The organism is Rhodococcus sp. NPDC056960 (assembly GCF_042674125.1).
In the GTDB taxonomy this organism is placed as follows: domain Bacteria; phylum Actinomycetota; class Actinomycetes; order Mycobacteriales; family Mycobacteriaceae; genus Rhodococcus_F.
This window is the reverse complement of record NZ_JBHURF010000054.1, coordinates 1-15538: the sequence shown is the minus strand read 5'-3', so window position 1 is coordinate 15538 and position 15538 is coordinate 1. Positions and strand designations below refer to the sequence as shown.

Annotated in this window: 14 protein-coding genes and 1 pseudogene; 5 read left to right on the top strand and 10 right to left on the bottom strand. The window is 65.2% G+C overall.

Annotation, left to right across the window (positions count from 1 at the left end):
* The first annotated feature begins 142 nt into the window (after positions 1-142).
* Positions 143-520 (top strand): serine recombinase, encoded by a 378-nt coding sequence (locus ACFTWF_RS43215; protein ID WP_378467195.1) that lies wholly within the window; start codon positions 143-145, stop codon positions 518-520.
* 270 nt (positions 521-790) lie between these two features.
* Positions 791-916, top strand: a complete 126-nt coding sequence (locus ACFTWF_RS43210) for a hypothetical protein (protein ID WP_378467194.1) — start codon at positions 791-793, stop codon at positions 914-916.
* 1793 nt (positions 917-2709) lie between these two features.
* On the opposite strand, the gene ACFTWF_RS43205 is transcribed toward ACFTWF_RS43210, so the two are convergent.
* From ACFTWF_RS43205 to ACFTWF_RS43175, 7 genes are all read right to left on the bottom strand, one after another.
* On the bottom strand, positions 2710-3231 hold the full coding sequence (locus ACFTWF_RS43205) for a DNA starvation/stationary phase protection protein (protein WP_378467193.1): 522 nt from the start codon (positions 3229-3231) through the stop codon (positions 2710-2712).
* A 154-nt stretch (positions 3232-3385) separates the two neighbouring features.
* Positions 3386-3532: a hypothetical protein gene (locus tag ACFTWF_RS43200; RefSeq protein WP_378467192.1), complete on the bottom strand. Its 147-nt coding sequence runs from the start codon at positions 3530-3532 to the stop codon at positions 3386-3388.
* Positions 3533-3833: 301 nt separating this feature from the next.
* Positions 3834-4391 carry an HPP family protein gene (locus ACFTWF_RS43195; protein ID WP_378467191.1) on the bottom strand — a complete coding sequence of 186 codons (558 nt, stop codon included), beginning with the start codon at positions 4389-4391 and terminating at the stop codon, positions 3834-3836.
* 1431 nt (positions 4392-5822) lie between these two features.
* On the bottom strand, positions 5823-6467 hold the full coding sequence (locus tag ACFTWF_RS43190; protein WP_378467190.1) for a PAS and ANTAR domain-containing protein: 645 nt from the start codon (positions 6465-6467) through the stop codon (positions 5823-5825).
* Positions 6468-6634: 167 nt separating this feature from the next.
* On the bottom strand, positions 6635-6979 hold the full coding sequence (locus tag ACFTWF_RS43185; protein ID WP_378467189.1) for a J domain-containing protein: 345 nt from the start codon (positions 6977-6979) through the stop codon (positions 6635-6637).
* Positions 6980-7439: 460 nt separating this feature from the next.
* Positions 7440-7778 (bottom strand): hypothetical protein, encoded by a 339-nt coding sequence (locus ACFTWF_RS43180; RefSeq protein ID WP_378467188.1) that lies wholly within the window; start codon positions 7776-7778, stop codon positions 7440-7442.
* Positions 7779-7817: 39 nt separating this feature from the next.
* Positions 7818-8240, bottom strand: coding sequence for an Hsp20/alpha crystallin family protein (locus tag ACFTWF_RS43175; RefSeq protein ID WP_378467214.1), 423 nt, complete (start codon positions 8238-8240; stop codon positions 7818-7820).
* A 125-nt stretch (positions 8241-8365) separates the two neighbouring features.
* Between ACFTWF_RS43175 and ACFTWF_RS43170 the strand changes: the two genes are divergently transcribed.
* A complete protein-coding gene (locus tag ACFTWF_RS43170; protein ID WP_378467187.1) occupies positions 8366-8797 on the top strand; it encodes a MerR family transcriptional regulator in 432 nt (143 codons plus the stop codon).
* A gap of 609 nt (positions 8798-9406) precedes the next feature.
* Here ACFTWF_RS43170 and ACFTWF_RS43165 read toward each other — a convergent pair.
* Positions 9407-10099, bottom strand: coding sequence for a TetR/AcrR family transcriptional regulator (locus ACFTWF_RS43165; protein WP_378467186.1), 693 nt, complete (start codon positions 10097-10099; stop codon positions 9407-9409).
* Positions 10100-10197: 98 nt separating this feature from the next.
* Here ACFTWF_RS43165 and ACFTWF_RS43160 point away from each other — a divergent pair, with 98 nt between their 5' ends.
* The gene (locus ACFTWF_RS43160; protein ID WP_378467185.1) at positions 10198-11112 is read left to right on the top strand and encodes an SDR family oxidoreductase; all 915 of its coding nucleotides are present in this window, start codon (positions 10198-10200) and stop codon (positions 11110-11112) included.
* Positions 11113-11665: 553 nt separating this feature from the next.
* Positions 11666-13603: a potassium transporter Kup gene (locus ACFTWF_RS43155; RefSeq protein ID WP_378467184.1), complete on the top strand. Its 1938-nt coding sequence runs from the start codon at positions 11666-11668 to the stop codon at positions 13601-13603.
* A 342-nt stretch (positions 13604-13945) separates the two neighbouring features.
* On the opposite strand, the gene ACFTWF_RS43150 is transcribed toward ACFTWF_RS43155, so the two are convergent.
* Both ACFTWF_RS43150 and ACFTWF_RS43145 read right to left on the bottom strand, forming a co-directional pair.
* Entirely contained in the window at positions 13946-14920 is a 975-nt protein-coding gene (locus tag ACFTWF_RS43150; RefSeq protein ID WP_378467183.1) for a DMT family transporter, read from the bottom strand.
* Positions 14921-15010: 90 nt separating this feature from the next.
* A pseudogene (locus ACFTWF_RS43145) lies at positions 15011-15538 on the bottom strand (hypothetical protein); the annotation flags it as partial.

Here is a 15538-nt window from a genome sequence, read left to right as displayed (position 1 = left end):
GTTCGGTCCGGTCGACTTGAAAACGTCCGTCGGGAGATTCCGAGGTGCAAGGTGCGCAGGAAATTTCGCTGAGCTTGCTTATTTCTCACCGATGGCTATGGTGCAGGGCAGCGTTAGTGGCATCTATGTGGAGGACTGAAATGTGAGTGCAGCTACCGATCGTCAGTGGGCGGTTCGTGACGCTGTTCTCCGTTGGCTTCTCGCGAAGACAACGGAGGGTTATCGCAGCCCGATTCTGGACGCGGATGCCATCGGAGCGGAAGTCGGGTGGGTGGCCTCGCCGCTCACTCACGACGAAGTGTCCGACGCCTCGATGTTTCTCTTCAAGGAGAGTTACGTGACAGGCGTGCCGGTCATGGGTATCGGAATTCCGCGCCCGATGCTGACTGTCGCCGGACGTCGGGTGGCCAAGACAGGCAAACCGCTGAGGTACAAGGATGACGTCAACCGAGCCAAGCTGCGTCAGCGCCTGTCGGGTCCGCTCGCAGAGACATCCGCGACGACGGCGGTGGTGAAGTGACAGAGAGAATGCCTCGACGTTGAGTACGTGAGCACGGGGTTGGGCACGGGGTTGGGCTAGGAACTGCACGCCCGCACGTGATCTGACCGACTGCACTCGGAGCCAACCATTTGTTTATCGACGCAGTCACGAATCGACGCCGATCCGAGTGCGATACCGGTCCACAGGACAGTGTCGACCTCGCAGTCTGTGACCGAACCGAGCTCTACCACATCATGATCCGCACCGGCCGCCGCGCCAAGGCCTGCCGACCCGAGGAGGACCTGTCCCGTGAACCTCAATGTCGCCCTGCTGCTACTTGTCCTCGCCGGCGGAATCGGCGGCACCGCTGCCGTCCAGGCCGCGTTGCGCCGTTCCGCGGACCGCGGACGGCGTGCGGTGTTCCACGTCAACTGATCGATCCTTCGGGGCGTCAGGTCCGGGCCGTGAAGGTCAGAGGTGAGCGATCCTCTGGCAGGGGTGGGTTTGGTACGGCGCTGCCGCGGATCCCGAGCCTGCCAACGTGAAGTGCAGGGTCCCTGCCGCCGGATTCGTGAGGGGCGGACCACTGCCGGGCCGACCTCGCCGACCCACAGCGCTGAGGATCCTGCCTGCCCGACCGCTACGGGAACGAGCACGTGATAACCGGAGCGTGCCCGTCCGAGATGCAGCCGGCGAGGACCTCGATTGCCGTTGCCCCGATCGCCCTGCCGAACTTGCGTTTGAGAACTGCTCGCACCGCGGAAGCCGATGCACCCTGGTGTACGCGGTACACCTGGTCCACGCCCCGCTGGATGTTCGCCGCGACGAGGGGCACCAAATCCGCCGCACACCTGATATCTATGCGCACCGCAATCTCGACGACCACGTCAACCCCGATCCTCGTCCATCGCCGCACACTCGCCTCGAGATCGTAAGACATGAAGCGAGAACTCGACGAAATTGTCGGCTCGTCGACGATGGCCGGAGGTCTCGCCGGAGTTACTCCTGCACGACCAAATTCACCCGCACCTCCGCCGAAGTTCACCGCTCGGAAACGCCCGGCGTATCAGGAGTCGTGTCGTAGGTCTGCAGCGCCGACGTGCGTGGTGCGCGACATGAGACCGAGCGCCCCATCAACGGTCCCATCGACGACACCCACGCTGACCTAGGTAAGAACTAGGCAAAGGCCCGAGTTCTTCGGGTGGCCCTTTGATGGAAGCTGAAGTGACGGACCATGCCGGGCGGCGTCGACAAGAAGGTGCGGTGGCCCACACACGCCGACCTCACCTGTACAGCGGTACGGCCCGATGTAGCGAAAGGACTCTCATGCCGACTGACACCTCAGCAGTACCCGGACGAGTGCTTGCGCCTCAATCTTCGGACGCGCAGTTGCTGTCTGCCGCTGCTGCAGTCCTGGCCGAGCAGCGCGCCTGCAGCCACGAAGCGGGTTTCGATGCTCTCCTTGATTTGGCCCGCCGTAGCCACGTCAGCGTCACCACCGCCGCTGCACGTGTCGTGTCACGGCCGTCCGCGGAACCCGTTGGCCGTGATCCGCATCGTCGTGCAACAGCGCATCTGACGCGCCGCAACGACGACGGTGGACTCAATGGATAGAAATCTGCCATTGACCCTGGAGGATCCGTTCCCGGCGTCGGTCAGCGTTGATTTCGGTGAGTGTCCCGCCGCCGGATGACATCCACGGCGGCCCGGACCGGACGGATTCGTGCCGTCAGATCTTCGGCGATGGACGGAGGGGCACAGTCCTGGCGGCCTGACGGTCGGTGAGGTGACGGTTCGAGATCGAGTTGTCGCGTCCCGTCGACAGAGCCGAACGGGTACCGCGGGCAGCACCTATCGTGCGGACCCCGGTGTCCTGTCGAGTGCAGACGTTGTTCACCGAAATCTAGATCCGCAGACCACTGCGATGAGTTCACTTTGGCGAGATTGTGCATCCGCATCTTGGCGGACGAAGGCCGCATACGCCGTCTCGATTGACCAGGACTTCACCGGCAGCATCCGTACCGCGGTACCACCGCACACGATGTAGTGGATCCCATCCATTATTGACGGCGGCAATACTTCTCGGGTCTCCTCCCGCCACCTGCCGTGCCACCTGGTGCAGGCAATCGCGATTCGAGCTGCGCTCATTCTGCGTCGGGACGGCACCGCGGCAACCGGTGCCCATCGTTCGCCGCGGCACCGCCTCGTTCGCGCACCGGCTGGCGGAGCTATCCGATGAGCACCTGGCCGAGCCGACGGCGCCGGGCAGCCGGTTGCGCGGTCTGGGCCTGCCACATCCAGTGCAGATGCTCGAGCCGGGCGGTGATGTCGATCAGCAGGTCCTGGGTGACCGGGTCCGCCTTCTCGGTGGACTCGATGCGGGCCCGCAACCGCTCGATGACGGCGGTCAGGTTCGCGACGATCGTCCGGACCACCTCGGCGTCGGCGGTCCAGCCCTTGGCGATTCCCTTGGTGCCCGCGTCCGCGGCCACCGTGGCCGCGCGGCCGTCCGGGCTGACGCCGATCGCGGTGGCGCGTTCAGCTGCCTCATCGGTGAAATTGCTTGTGACGGTATATAGCTCGTCGAGTGCGGTATGTACCGGCAGGAAGTTGGGTCCGGTGACGTTCCAGTGCGCCTGCTTGGCGATCAGGCTCAGGTCGATCAGGTCGACGACAGTGTCCTGCAGGGCCCCGCCGGCGATCCGCTGCTGCTCGGCGTCGAGGGTGGTGGTGATGGCGGTGGGGATCATGCTCGCTCCTGATCTCTCGCAGGTCGTCTCGGTTTTCGGGGTCCATGTTGCAGCTACGACCGTGGTCGTCCCGGTTGTGCTGTTGGCATGATGGGAACCGTGCTCTTCGTTTTGATCGGCACCCATCCGCTGCGGGGTTCGGCGCTCTGCGATCTCAGACACTGTCCTCGAGAAGCAGAGCTGTCTGCTCCTCCGTCTCACTGAACCGATCTGCGAGGACTGATGCTTCGGTCCCGGCACCGTGATCGGTTTCGGGGGCGAACATCGCCTCGAGATGGGCCTTGATCTGGCGCGTGCTCATCGATCCGCCGTGGGCGAAGGAACGATGGATAGCCGCGGCGGGCCTGCATGATCGATACATGTCTCTCACTTTCTCGGCCACCCGGCCTTACCGGCGCCGGGTGGCTGTACGTGCGGCGCAGCGTCACGACAGGAGCTGCGATCAGAGTGCTCTGAGCTACAGCGGGGGCGGCATGGCCCGGTGACTGATCACTCAGCCGTCAGGGTGATGCCGAAACACCCTCATTACGAATTGAGGACGGCGCCACGGTGATCACCGAGGCGCGAGTGCATAGCTTGCATCGCATCGCATCGACCAACGCCTATTCCTCGGCGGCGACGGACACCGTGCGGGTGCCCGGCACGGTCTTGCCCAACGCGATCGCGATGCGTCGTTCGGATTCGTCCGCAAACGGGCCTGCGATGGTGACGCAGCCCTCGTCGACCGTCGCGCGCCAGCGTCCGTCCCCGGTGTAGTCATCGAGGCGGCGTTGCGCGCCCACGGCGATCGTCTCGTCAGGTCTGAGCATCAGCCGCACCACGTCATTGCGGCTGAGGATGCCCACCACCCGCCCGTCGATATCCACCACAGGAAGACTGCGTAGTCCCTGCCGAAGCAGCATCTGGCTCACATCGGCTATAAATTGATACATCGGCGCAGCAACGGCGGGTGCAGTCATGACCTCGCCGACTGTCTCCGAGCAGACTTGTCCGGCCCGCAACACGTCTCCGCTGTTCAACATCCCGACCAACCGGTCGTGGTCGTCGACCACCGGCACCGCCGCGAACCCATACTCCGCCAGTAGAACTGCGGCCGTGCGGATACTGTCGGATTGGCGCACCACTCGAACCGGTCGCTGCATCACGTTCAACACTCGCATCGTCACCACTCGTTTCAATCGATCCGACACCCAGCACTAAGGAGCGCCGAAAGTTGGCCCTCGATAGGTCTCACGCGAATGCGGACCAATAACATTCGCCATGTCTTTCAAAAACTCGTCGGCGCTGCGGGAGTCTTTCCCGATGCTGTATATGATCGAAAAAGGAGGAAGCCCGGCGAGGTCCTCACTCCAAAGTTCCCGGAACCCGAAATTGCTGGTCCGCGCTGTGGCGAGTCGGCTATTCTATCGACCGAGCTTCGGGTGCGACATTCCAATCCGCAGGCAGTGATGAGGATGGCGGGGGGAGGTGGCGATGCTCCAGGATGACTTCAGCTCGTGCGCTTTCGAACGAACTGAGTCGATTCGAGGGCCTTCGCTGTGATTTCCGTTCGGCGCTCCTCGCGCGCACGTGCAGACTGTTGTGAACTCTTGACGGCGGACTTGTCAGCCATTGTCGGTCCTTTCCGAATCGGCAACCGCGAACTGACCTCGACCATACCCAAGAAAAGAAATAAGTCCAGTTCAGCGGCATATTCTGGGGACCGGCACGTCTACGGAACCTTGGGCACAAGGGACGAATCGGATGCGTCGTCGGCGGGGATGGGGCCGACGGGAACGTTGCCGACGATCTCTCCTGCGCGGGATGCCCTGCGCCGTATTCACACCGGAACAGGCGTCGTGCAGCATCGACCGTACCTTTTCGCGAAATATTGAGATGCGCATCGTAGTTCGGTACTTGCGCCCATTTCCTGCCGACGGCCAAGGCATGGAAGCACAGCGTTTCGGCGACCACTGCGTCGAGCTCGGGCGGCAAGTCATTTTCCTCGCCACCGGGAAATAGCTACCACAGTCGCCCCCGCCAGCCGAACATGTCAGGTCCCCTGACGGGGCTCTCACGTGCGGCTTCACGGAGGGTGCAGAACCGATATCTCTCGCGTGTCCCATCGTCACTAGCGTCTCGACCGGGGATGGGGATCCGGCGGCCTCGATCTTGTTGTCCTGTCTCGTTGAATATGAGGCATGATCAGCGTGCTGAGGGCCGCTGCGCTGAGATGCGTCATGCGCGTGAGATGGCCGGAGACGCCCGAAGTCTCGCCGATCTCAGGCAACTCACCAACCTGCCGTCGGTCGTCGGTGCCGTCTCACCACGAGAGGCCCCATCAGGCCGCCTCTCCGGATCGACACGAAGGCCGGTCACCGGCCCCACTCCCCGCGATGCCGCGGCACGTCTGGCCTGCGTGACCTGTGCGAGATTCACGGAGAAGGTGGCAGGTGTCCGGCCGGCGACCGGTGAACAGAGAACGCCAACGGATTGCCCGCGTGGCACCGGGGCTGACACGTTGTCTGCGTGACACTCTGGCTTCGCCGGACCATCGTCCGAGGCGATCGAGGTTCCGGACGTTCAGTGCAGCAGCGTGGGGACCGATCCGCTCACCCGTCGGTGCGGTGCGTGGTGAGTAGCAGGTGGTCGAACCGGGCTCGCACCTCGTCGGGCAGCAACGTGGCGGTGGCGACGGCCGCGACCAGGCGTTCGGCGACGGTGCGCAGCTTGGTGTTGGTCTGCTGCGAGTGCCAGGTGAGGATGTCGAAGGCGCGGTCGGCGCAGATGCCGTAGGCGAACATCAGCATGCCCTTGGCCTGCTCGATCACCGCCCGGGACTTCTCGAGTTCGGCGACCACCTCGTTGACCGACTCGTTCACGTCCTGTTCGACAAGCTGGGTGACGTCGATGTAGAAACCCGACGTGCCGGCCACCTGACCGTGCTCGTCGAGCATGCGGTCGCCGACGACGATGAGGTGATGGACGCGGCCGCGGGTGTCGAGGATGCGATGTTTGCTGCTGATCGGCTCGCCGTGCCGGGTCGCGCGCTCGAGGACGACGGTGACCGCCATCTTGTCGTCCGGATGTTTGTGCGAGAGAAGCAGTTCGGTGGTGGGAGTGACCTGGCCGGGGGTGTAGCCGTGCATGGCGGCGACGGTGTCGGACCATTCCCAGTGGTGCCCGTCGAGGAAGAACCGGAAGCTACCCACCCGCTGCGGTGCACCGGTCTCGACGAGCTCGTCGAGTTCGCTCATTGCGATACCTTCCCGGCCCAGAGCATCTGAGCCATCGACGTCGTGGCTGCCGCGTGGGCTCGGTTCTGACCACGGCACTTGACAACCTCTTTTACTTGTCCGCCCGCCGGCCGCTGTGAAGCAATCCGTTGTTGTCACGTGGCAATTCGCTTGCCTGGCGCACCCGGTCAGTGGTGCCAGCGCACCGGGCCGATCCGCACGGCGGCGCCGGGCTGGCGGCGGGCCGGGCGTGGCACGATCCGGACCCGAATGCGGGACGGGTCGGGGTCCGGCCGTGGCGGCGGTGGGGAGGCGGTGTGGTCGTAGGCGGTGCGACGGATCGGATCGCGCAGCAGGGCGTAGGCGGTGAGGACTTGTTGCAGGTGCTCGTCGGCTGCGGGTTCTTTGGTCACCGGGCCGCGGGTGTCGGGGTGGTGTAGGCGGAGCAGGCGCCGGTAGGCACGGGTGATCTCGGTCTGGGAGGCCGCGGAGGTCAGTCCCAGCACCTGGTATGGATCTCGGTCGAGGTTCATCGTCCCGGTCCTCGTCACGCTTCGTCGGCGTTCGTGCCGCCACTGCGCGCGCGGCGGCTCCGACGGCCTGTTCGGGTAGGCGTCCGGGGTCACCGCGTGGGATGGACTCGCCCTCATCGTCGAGCCGTCCCCGCCACTGTGCATATCTGCAGATTCGTCGTCTGCTGTGGCTCGTCGCATCTTGCTTGGGCGCAGCGGGCCCGGGGCAGCCGGCATCGAGTGCGAAAGGCCGCCATCGCCAATGGCAGCGCGCCCGAACACCATCTGCGCTGGTGTGGTGGCGCCGGTGTGAACTCATCGATGGGTCGGCGACCCCGGACCGGTGCCATGTACCGAGTTCGCCGCGCCGGCTGCGCAGTGTGGACAGGTGAAGGAGCCGGCGGGCGAACCATCCTTACATCTGGTTGCGGTGTTCCCCTTTCGTGTTCGGTTCCCGGTCTCATCCGTCGATTCGTGTTCCTCACCAGCGGGTGTTCGAGGGCCGATCCCGGCGCCGCCCCGCTGGCTCGCACCCTCTCGGAGGCGAGCGCTGGGTGGCCCGGATCTCCGGGGCCGGAGGAGCAGTCACCGTCCACCCCGATCCAGCGGAAGCAGACGGATGCGACCGGCCCGACCGTTCGGTGGCCACCCGGTGGAGCAGGACCACGGACTGCGGCGTGAGCGCGTCGGCGAGGATGCGGTCGGAATCGGCCACGAGCAGTGCGTAATCGAGCTCGTGCCACGGCCGCACCACTTCACGTTCGGTGCGCTCCGGTGATTCGGTGGCGTACACCTCGGTGATCATGGTCGGCGATGTCATCGCCTCTCACCTCCTCCCGAGCCTTCCCGGTCGCGTCGGTCAGGCGTTGACGGCCTTGCGCTCGGCATTTCCGCCGCTGATCTCGATCTTGCGGGGTTTGGCCCTTTCCGCGACCGGGATCGTCAACCTAAGCACCCCGGTTTCGTAGTGCGCTTCGATCTTGTCGGCATCGAGGTTTTCGCCGAGGAACAGCTGCCGGCTGAACACCCCGCGCGGACGCTCCGAGGCCACCATCTCCCGCTGGTCGTCGAGTCCAGGCCGCTCCGCGCGCACGGTCACGGTGTCGCGTTCGACGTCGAGGTCGATCGAATCGACCTGTATGCCGGGTAGATCGAACTCCACCACGAACCGATCGCCCTCACGCCAGGCGTCCATCGGCATCACCGCCGGACGAGCCGCGGTGCCGAGGATCTGCTGCGTCAGACGGTCGAGGTCGCGGAACGGATCGGTGCGCATCAACATCGTCTCCACCTCCAGAAACCCTGTCATGTCTCAACTAAACTCCAGCAGATGCTATAGATTCGGTATATCATCTGCCGTAGACTATGACAAGAGTTTGTACGAGATAAATCTCGATCGGAGCAAGAATGTCCGCAGAATCGGAGGGCGACACCGAGATCCGGGCCCGGCGCGGGGTCTACGGCATCTCGGTGGCCGCCGAACTGTCCGGATTCGGCATCGCCGCGCTCCGGTTGTACGAGGAGTACGGGTTGATCACCCCGGCCCGAACCGGCGGCGGCACCCGCCGCTACAGCGACTACGACCTGGGTCGACTCAGACGCATTGCGGAGCTGATCGACGCCGGCGTCAACCTCGTCGGCATCGGCAGGGTCCTCGACCTGGAGCACCGCACCGGCGAACTCGAACGCGACAACGCCCGCCTCGAGGCCGCCAACACCCGACTACGCGCACAAGGGAGCACCGCCGTGGACAATCCACTGCAGCCCGCACCCGAAGCCGACCGGGCGATCCCCGTGGCGTTCGACGACGACCCCGCCCGGGGCGAGAGTCCGCGGTAGCCCCGCGAATCATCACCACGCGCCCGATCGACGGATGGACCGAGGACCCCGAGATCGCGCAGCTCCGTGCCGGTGGACTCGGGTCAGCCGAAGTCCGCGGCCGCACGCAGCGCGGCCGCCCGGCCAGTGGGACCAGCTGGTCGACCGCGACAGACTCGAGATCCGGCGCCTGCTCCAGCCTGCGCAGTGTACTTCCGCGCCGTCTTCGCGACCGGCGTGAAGGGATACTCGGCGCGCACGATCTGTCGCCCTCGCTCGAGGTCACCGCCCGATGGCACGCTGGTTCCGGCAGGGCGAAAGGGCGGTGAATGTCGGTTCAGGCACGTTCGGCTGCCGGGGTCTCGGTTCGGGAATCGTGTCGCGGTCTGCAGATGTGTTCGGGGATGGTGACATCCGTAGAGATGGGGAATTTGCGGGCCGGAGCTCAGATAATCCAGAAGATGGGGGCCGGCCGGAATTCGTAGTGCAGGTCGGTGGCTTCGACTGTCCGCCGCCGACCTGGCAACGTTGATCCAAGCGCTCGCCAGCGGGCAAGTGACAACCCAACCGGCACAACACAAATAGGGCCGACCGCCAAGATTCTCTCGCGATGCCGTAGACCTAGGGGTCTCAGGTCGCGCCCGGGGCGTCGTATATCGCCTCAGGCCGGCGGGCGAGGAGCCCGGATGACGTGACAGCGACCGTGCGCCGAATCAGATCGGTGAAGTTCATGCGCATGGCGGCCAGTGCCGGATCGGAGTCGTAGGCGGCCAGCATCGCCTCCGACGGGCGGCTGCACGGCCAGGCGCTCATCGCCATCAGCAGCGTCGTCTCCACCAGCGCCGCCGCGCCCCCGTCGCCGAGTTCGGGCAGATGGCGGCCGACCCACTCGGTCAGCGATTGCAGGGACTCCCGGGCAGCGTGCTTGTGCCGGACGGCCAGCTCGGTGGAGATGTTGTGCTCGAGGACCGTGGCCTGGGCACTGAGCAGATCACACAACACCGGCCGCCGCGCCATCGACGCCGCCAGGGCCTCGGCCAGCCGGTCCCCGCGCTCGGCCGGCGAACCGGTACCGGGCGGATACGTACCCTCCAGCTCGGTGACCCAGGCTCGCACCTCGGTATCGAGCAGGTCGAGCAGAATCGCCTCACGAGATTCGAAGTAGCGCAGCACATTTGCTTTCGCCAGGCAGGTACGCCGACTCAATTCGTTGAGGCTGAGCTTGGCGACCGGCATCTCGGTGAGCATCGCGGCCGCCGTCGCCAGAATCTGTTGTCGCCGCTGGACGCGCTGCTCGTCGGTGCGGGCTCGCTGGAAAGTCACATACCCATGTTAGATACCGACGGTACCTTGTCAAAGTACCGGCGGTACTTTATGTTGGTGGTGACAAGATACCGGCAGTACGTAATGGAGTGTGTGAGATGTATCAGGTACCTGACCAGCATGGAAAGCTCGCCGTGGTGACCGGCGCGAACAGTGGCACCGGCAAGGAGACCGCCAAACGACTCGCGGGGGCCGGCGCGGACGTGATCCTGGCCGTGCGCACCCCCACCAAAGGGGAACAGGCGAAGGCCGAGATTCTCGCCGCCCACCCCGAGGCGCGAGTGGAGGTCCGCCGGCTGGACCTGGCGGACCTGGCCTCGGTGCGAGCATTCGCCGACAGTCTGATCGACACCGGCAGGCCGTTGGATGTGCTGGTCAACAACGCCGGCGTCATGAACGTGCCGCAACGGACGGAAACTGCCGACGGTTTCGAGCTCCAGTTCGGCAGCAACTTCCTCGGCCCGTTCGCCCTCACCGTCGGGCTTCTGCCGCTGCTGCTGTCGGCGCACGCACCGCGGGTGGCCACGATGAGCAGCGGCACCGCCAACCGGGCGCGCATCGACTTCGACGACCTGCAGTCCACCCGCAACTACAGCCCGACCAGGGCGTATGGCCAATCCAAGCTGGCCGACATGCTGATGATGGTGCGCCTCGCCGAACTCGCCGACCAACGCGGCTGGTCGCTGCTGTCTGCCGGCGCGCACCCCGGGTACACCCGCACCAACCTGATGACCTCCGGACCGACCCTGGGCGGCGGACGCCCCGGGCTCATCGAATCGATCGCCTATAAGGTCGTCCCCTCGCAGGCGCCCGAACAGGGCGCCGAACCACTGCTCTACGCCGCGACCAGCCCGCAGGCCACCGCTGGCGGCTACTACGGCCCCCGATGGGCGATGGTGGGCCCGACCAAGCCCGTCACGCTGCCTCGGCCCGGCCGTGACAAGGCTGTCGCAGCGCGGCTGTGGACCGAAGCCGAACAGCTCACCGGGATCGCCGTCGCCCCGGGACTCTGACCTGGAATGTATTGCGCCGCTGTCGGAACATCGGTGGATCCGGTTCTGGCACACGAATCCAGATCACAGTTCGGGTGATTCGGCCTTCGAATGTGACAGCAAACGCGTTCGTCGGGCAGATGACTATCGTGCCCACCGTCGGAATCCGCGGATCCCGGCAGCCGACCTTGACCAACCACAGAAAATGACCAGCCATCACGCATCGGTTTCACCACATGCGCCGCTGAAACAGTGCTGACGGTGCCGCGCACAAGCCGGAGATCCGCGAGAACCGGAATCAAGGCCTGCAACGCGAGAAAGCGGGTCGCGAACGGCGCTCGGGGGAAGAGCCCGAATATGCGGCAAGGGCGATCCCGATCGACACTGACGACGAGGTGTCCGACTGCCATTCGAAACTTCTTTCCGGGTGAGCGTGTCGGCGCATTGCATCAGGTACGGCGCCGGCGACCAGGGACAGATCCTGGACGGCCGGCTGCCGAACGCCGGTGTTTTGCGGCCGAGATCGTTCGAATAGGAGCACGATGGGACGTGGACCCGCAAGCGAGGAGATGCTGTGACCACAGAGTCCGAAGCTCCGACTGGTCGCGCACCGGGACGTCGGGAAGCGGTTCGGGCGGCCGTTGTCGTCGGCGCACTCGGTGTGGTGTTCGGTGACCTGGGGACCAGCCCGATCTACACCATTGCGACGGTGTTCGACCCGGATGATCCGCACCCGGTGCCGATCAATACGAACTTCGTGTACGGCGTAGTGTCGCTGATCTTCTGGTCGGTGATGATCGTCATTACGGTCACCTACGTCTTGCTTGTGACGCGCGCCGACAACGACGGTGAGGGCGGGGTCATGGCCCTGATCACGTTGCTACGTCGCTGGGGTGGGAATCGGAGTGGTCGCACGGCCGCAGCGTTGGCCGGGCTGGGGATCTTCGGTGCCGCTCTGTTCTTCGGGGACAGCATGATCACCCCGGCGATCTCGGTGCTGTCCGCGGTCGAAGGCGTCAAAGTCGTGGAGCCGCAGCTGGCAGAGCTGGTGGTCCCGGCCACCGCCGTGATCATCGTGCTGCTGTTCTCCGTCCAGCGCCGAGGCACGGCCACGGTGGGACGGTTCTTCGGGCCGGTGATGATCATCTGGTTCGTGTCGATCGGCGCCTGCGGTGTCAGGGGCATCGCCCGGCACCCGGAAATTCTCAAAGCCCTGTCTCCGACTTACGCGTTGACTTTCATGTTCGGACACTTCGGGATCGCCTTCTTCGCGCTGGCCGCGGTCGTGCTGGCGGTCACCGGTGCCGAGGCGGTGTATGCGGACATGGGCCACTTCGGTCGGCCGGCGATCGCCCGTGCGTGGCTGATGCTCGTGCTGCCGGCATGCGTACTTTCCTACTTCGGCCAGGGTGCCCTGATTCTCGGCGACGAGACCGCCGTGTCGAGCCCGTTCTTCCTGCTGCCTCCCGAATGGGCGCGGTTGCCGATGGTTCTGCTGGCCACCGCGGCAACGGTGATCGCCTCCCAGGCGGTGATCACCGGCGCCTATTCGGTGGCCGCGCAGGCCGCTCAGCTCGGGTACCTGCCGAGATTGCGTGTGGTGCACACCTCGGAGTCGACGATCGGCCAGATCTACGTGCCATGGATCAACTGGATGCTGATGGTGTCGGTACTCACGCTGGTGTTGGCATTTCGTAGCTCGTCCGCGCTGGCCTATGCGTACGGAATGACGGTGACCGGGACGATCACGATCACGACGCTGCTATTCTTCTACATCGCTCGGACGCGGTGGCGCACGACCCTGTGGCTTGTTGTACCCGGCGCGGGTGTCTTGTTGACGATCGACCTGGTGTTCCTGGCCGCAAACGTGACCAAACTGGTGCACGGGGCGTGGCTGCCACTGTCGATTGCCGTCGTGGCGTTCGTCGTGATGACCACGTGGCAGCGGGGTCGGGGAATCATCAGTCGCGCGCGGGAGGAGGCCGAGGGATCACTGCGTGCGTTCGTTGACCAACTACATGACCGTCGGCCGCAACTGCAGCGGGTCCCGGGCACTGCAGTGTTCCTCAACCGCGGCAAAGAGACTGCGCCCTTGGCGATGCGGGCCAACGTCACGCACAATCTCGTGCTGCACGAACACGTGGTGATCATGTCGATCAATACGCTGCCGGTACCGCGAGTACCCGATGGGGAGCGAACGGCGGTCGATGATCTCGGTTATGGCGAAGACGGGATCTTCCACGTGACCGCGTATTTCGGCTATATGGAGTCGCCGAATGTCCCGGGCGTGCTGCGGTTGCTCGATCCCGGGCAGGCCGAGGGGCCGATCGCAGTGGAAGACGCGTCCTACTTCTTGTCGCGGATCGAGCTGAAGAAGGGGACGGCACCGACGATGGCGCCGTGGCGCAAGCGGCTGTTCATCGCTACGTCATATATCACGGCCGATGCCGCCGAGCACTTCGGCTTGCCGGGCGACCGAACGGTGATGATCGGTTCTCGCATTGAGGTATAGGTGACAGCGAGCATCGTGCGGCGACGCCACTGGGCGGTGTCAAACGTGTTGACCCGCGGGTGAGGATGAACGCGGTGGGGTGCAGGCCGACCTGGGTCCAGCTGGCGGCTGTCAGCGATCCGGTGAACAGGACGCCGGAAGCCTCGATCGAGTTCGCAGACGTGAAGCTCGACCCCAGCTACTACGATCGTGGCATTGCTGCTCGCCGCGACGCCCAGGCCCAGCTCGAACACCTCACCGACATTCTCGAGGCATCGAAAGACAGGCTGACCTGCTCATCATCCTCGACAATGCCGGGTGCAGCGAACCTGCAGCGGAAACACCACCCTGGCCGTTCGGTTATCACGGTCCGGGGGGAGTGGGAGCTTCGGCGGAATCGGTGTGGGGCCGGACGAGCAGGACCCCGGTCAGGATCAGCGCCATGCCCGCTACCGTGAGCACGGTCAGGTGCTCGCCGAGGACGAGCACTGCCAGTACGCCGGCGACCACGGGTTCGACCGCCGTAGATACCCCCGCTGTCGTGGGATGGACACCCCGGTGCAGTCCGGCGTAGTAGGCGATGAACCCGAGAAGGGTCGACACGAACGTCAGCAACGCAAGTGCCGTCCAGGCGGTCGGCGTCATGGTGTCGAAGGCGAAACCGCTGGCAGCTGCCCACGGCATGCAGAGGATGCCGGCAATGGTGAATGACACCCCGACGAGGACCTGCGAATTCAAACCCGGGACCGGTCGGCTGTTGACCAGGGTCTGCGCTCCGAAAGCGAGGCCCGACAGCGTCGACAAGGTGATTCCGACGGCAAAGTCCCGCCCCTCCGCCGGCGACCAACCCTCATTCACTGGGGTGCACACCAGCACGAGACCGATGAGGGACGCCACCAGGGCTATTGCGACCGACGGACTGGGCCACCGCCGGTCACGGACGGTGGCCACCACGGTGATGAACACGGCCGATGCACCGATGCTGACGACGGTCGCGACGGCGACACCGACGAACTCCAGGGCCTGGAAGTAACCGCCGGCGAACACGACCGAGCACCCAGCGGTGAGCAGGATAGTGCGCCAGGTGTGCCAGTTGTGGTGCAAGCGTCGGAGCTCGCCGGTGACGAAGGTGACGGCGAGCATCGCCAGCCCGCCCACCGCCATCCGCAAGGCCACGATGGCAGCCCAGGACATCTCGCTGTGGGAAGCGGTCAGGGCGCCGGTGACACCGTTGCTCCCCCAGAGCACGGCCCCGACGAGGACGAGGGTGAAGCCGTGACGGCTTTGGGCTGCGGGATAGACCGTCGCTCTCGACGGACGTAGCTTCTCACGGAGCATGAGTTTCCTCAGTGATGGGTTGGGGTGCATCGCAAGTCAGCGCGACGCTGAGCCGAGCCTGAGACCCCCGGTTCGCAACACAACCCGACATCAGGCGGTGACCATTCGTGCCGCATCATTGTCGACGGTCGTGCTCATGACGCACGTGATGGCGAACTTCTCCGGCAATGTCGAGGTGGCCGTCTCCTCGCGCTGCCCGACAGTACCTACGCCGTCATGGTCGCGGTCGACGATCGGTGCAGGGGTGTGCGTGTTCGGGTGCCGGCCCGCGTGGGACGAATCACAGGACTCGTGGGTGGCCGGCGGTCGGATACCGCTGGTGCACCGGGGTGCCGCGGGCATCGCCGATGCGTGAGTGGAGACGATGCCGACATGGCGGGGCTGCCGAGACGAGCTGGTTCCGGCCCGCCGGGTACCGCGCGAGCGTGCGAGCGAGCGGGCCGCGGTCAGGGGAGAGGGTCCGCGCCCGACGCCGATCAGCAGCGCATGCGCGCCGACGAGCGCCCAGACGAAATTGGCTGCAGCGCTGGGCCATGCGCCGTACAGGGTCGAGGCGGTGCCGCTGAGCACGCCACCGACGGCATTGACCATGGCGTAGCGGCGGGAGTTGATCGACAA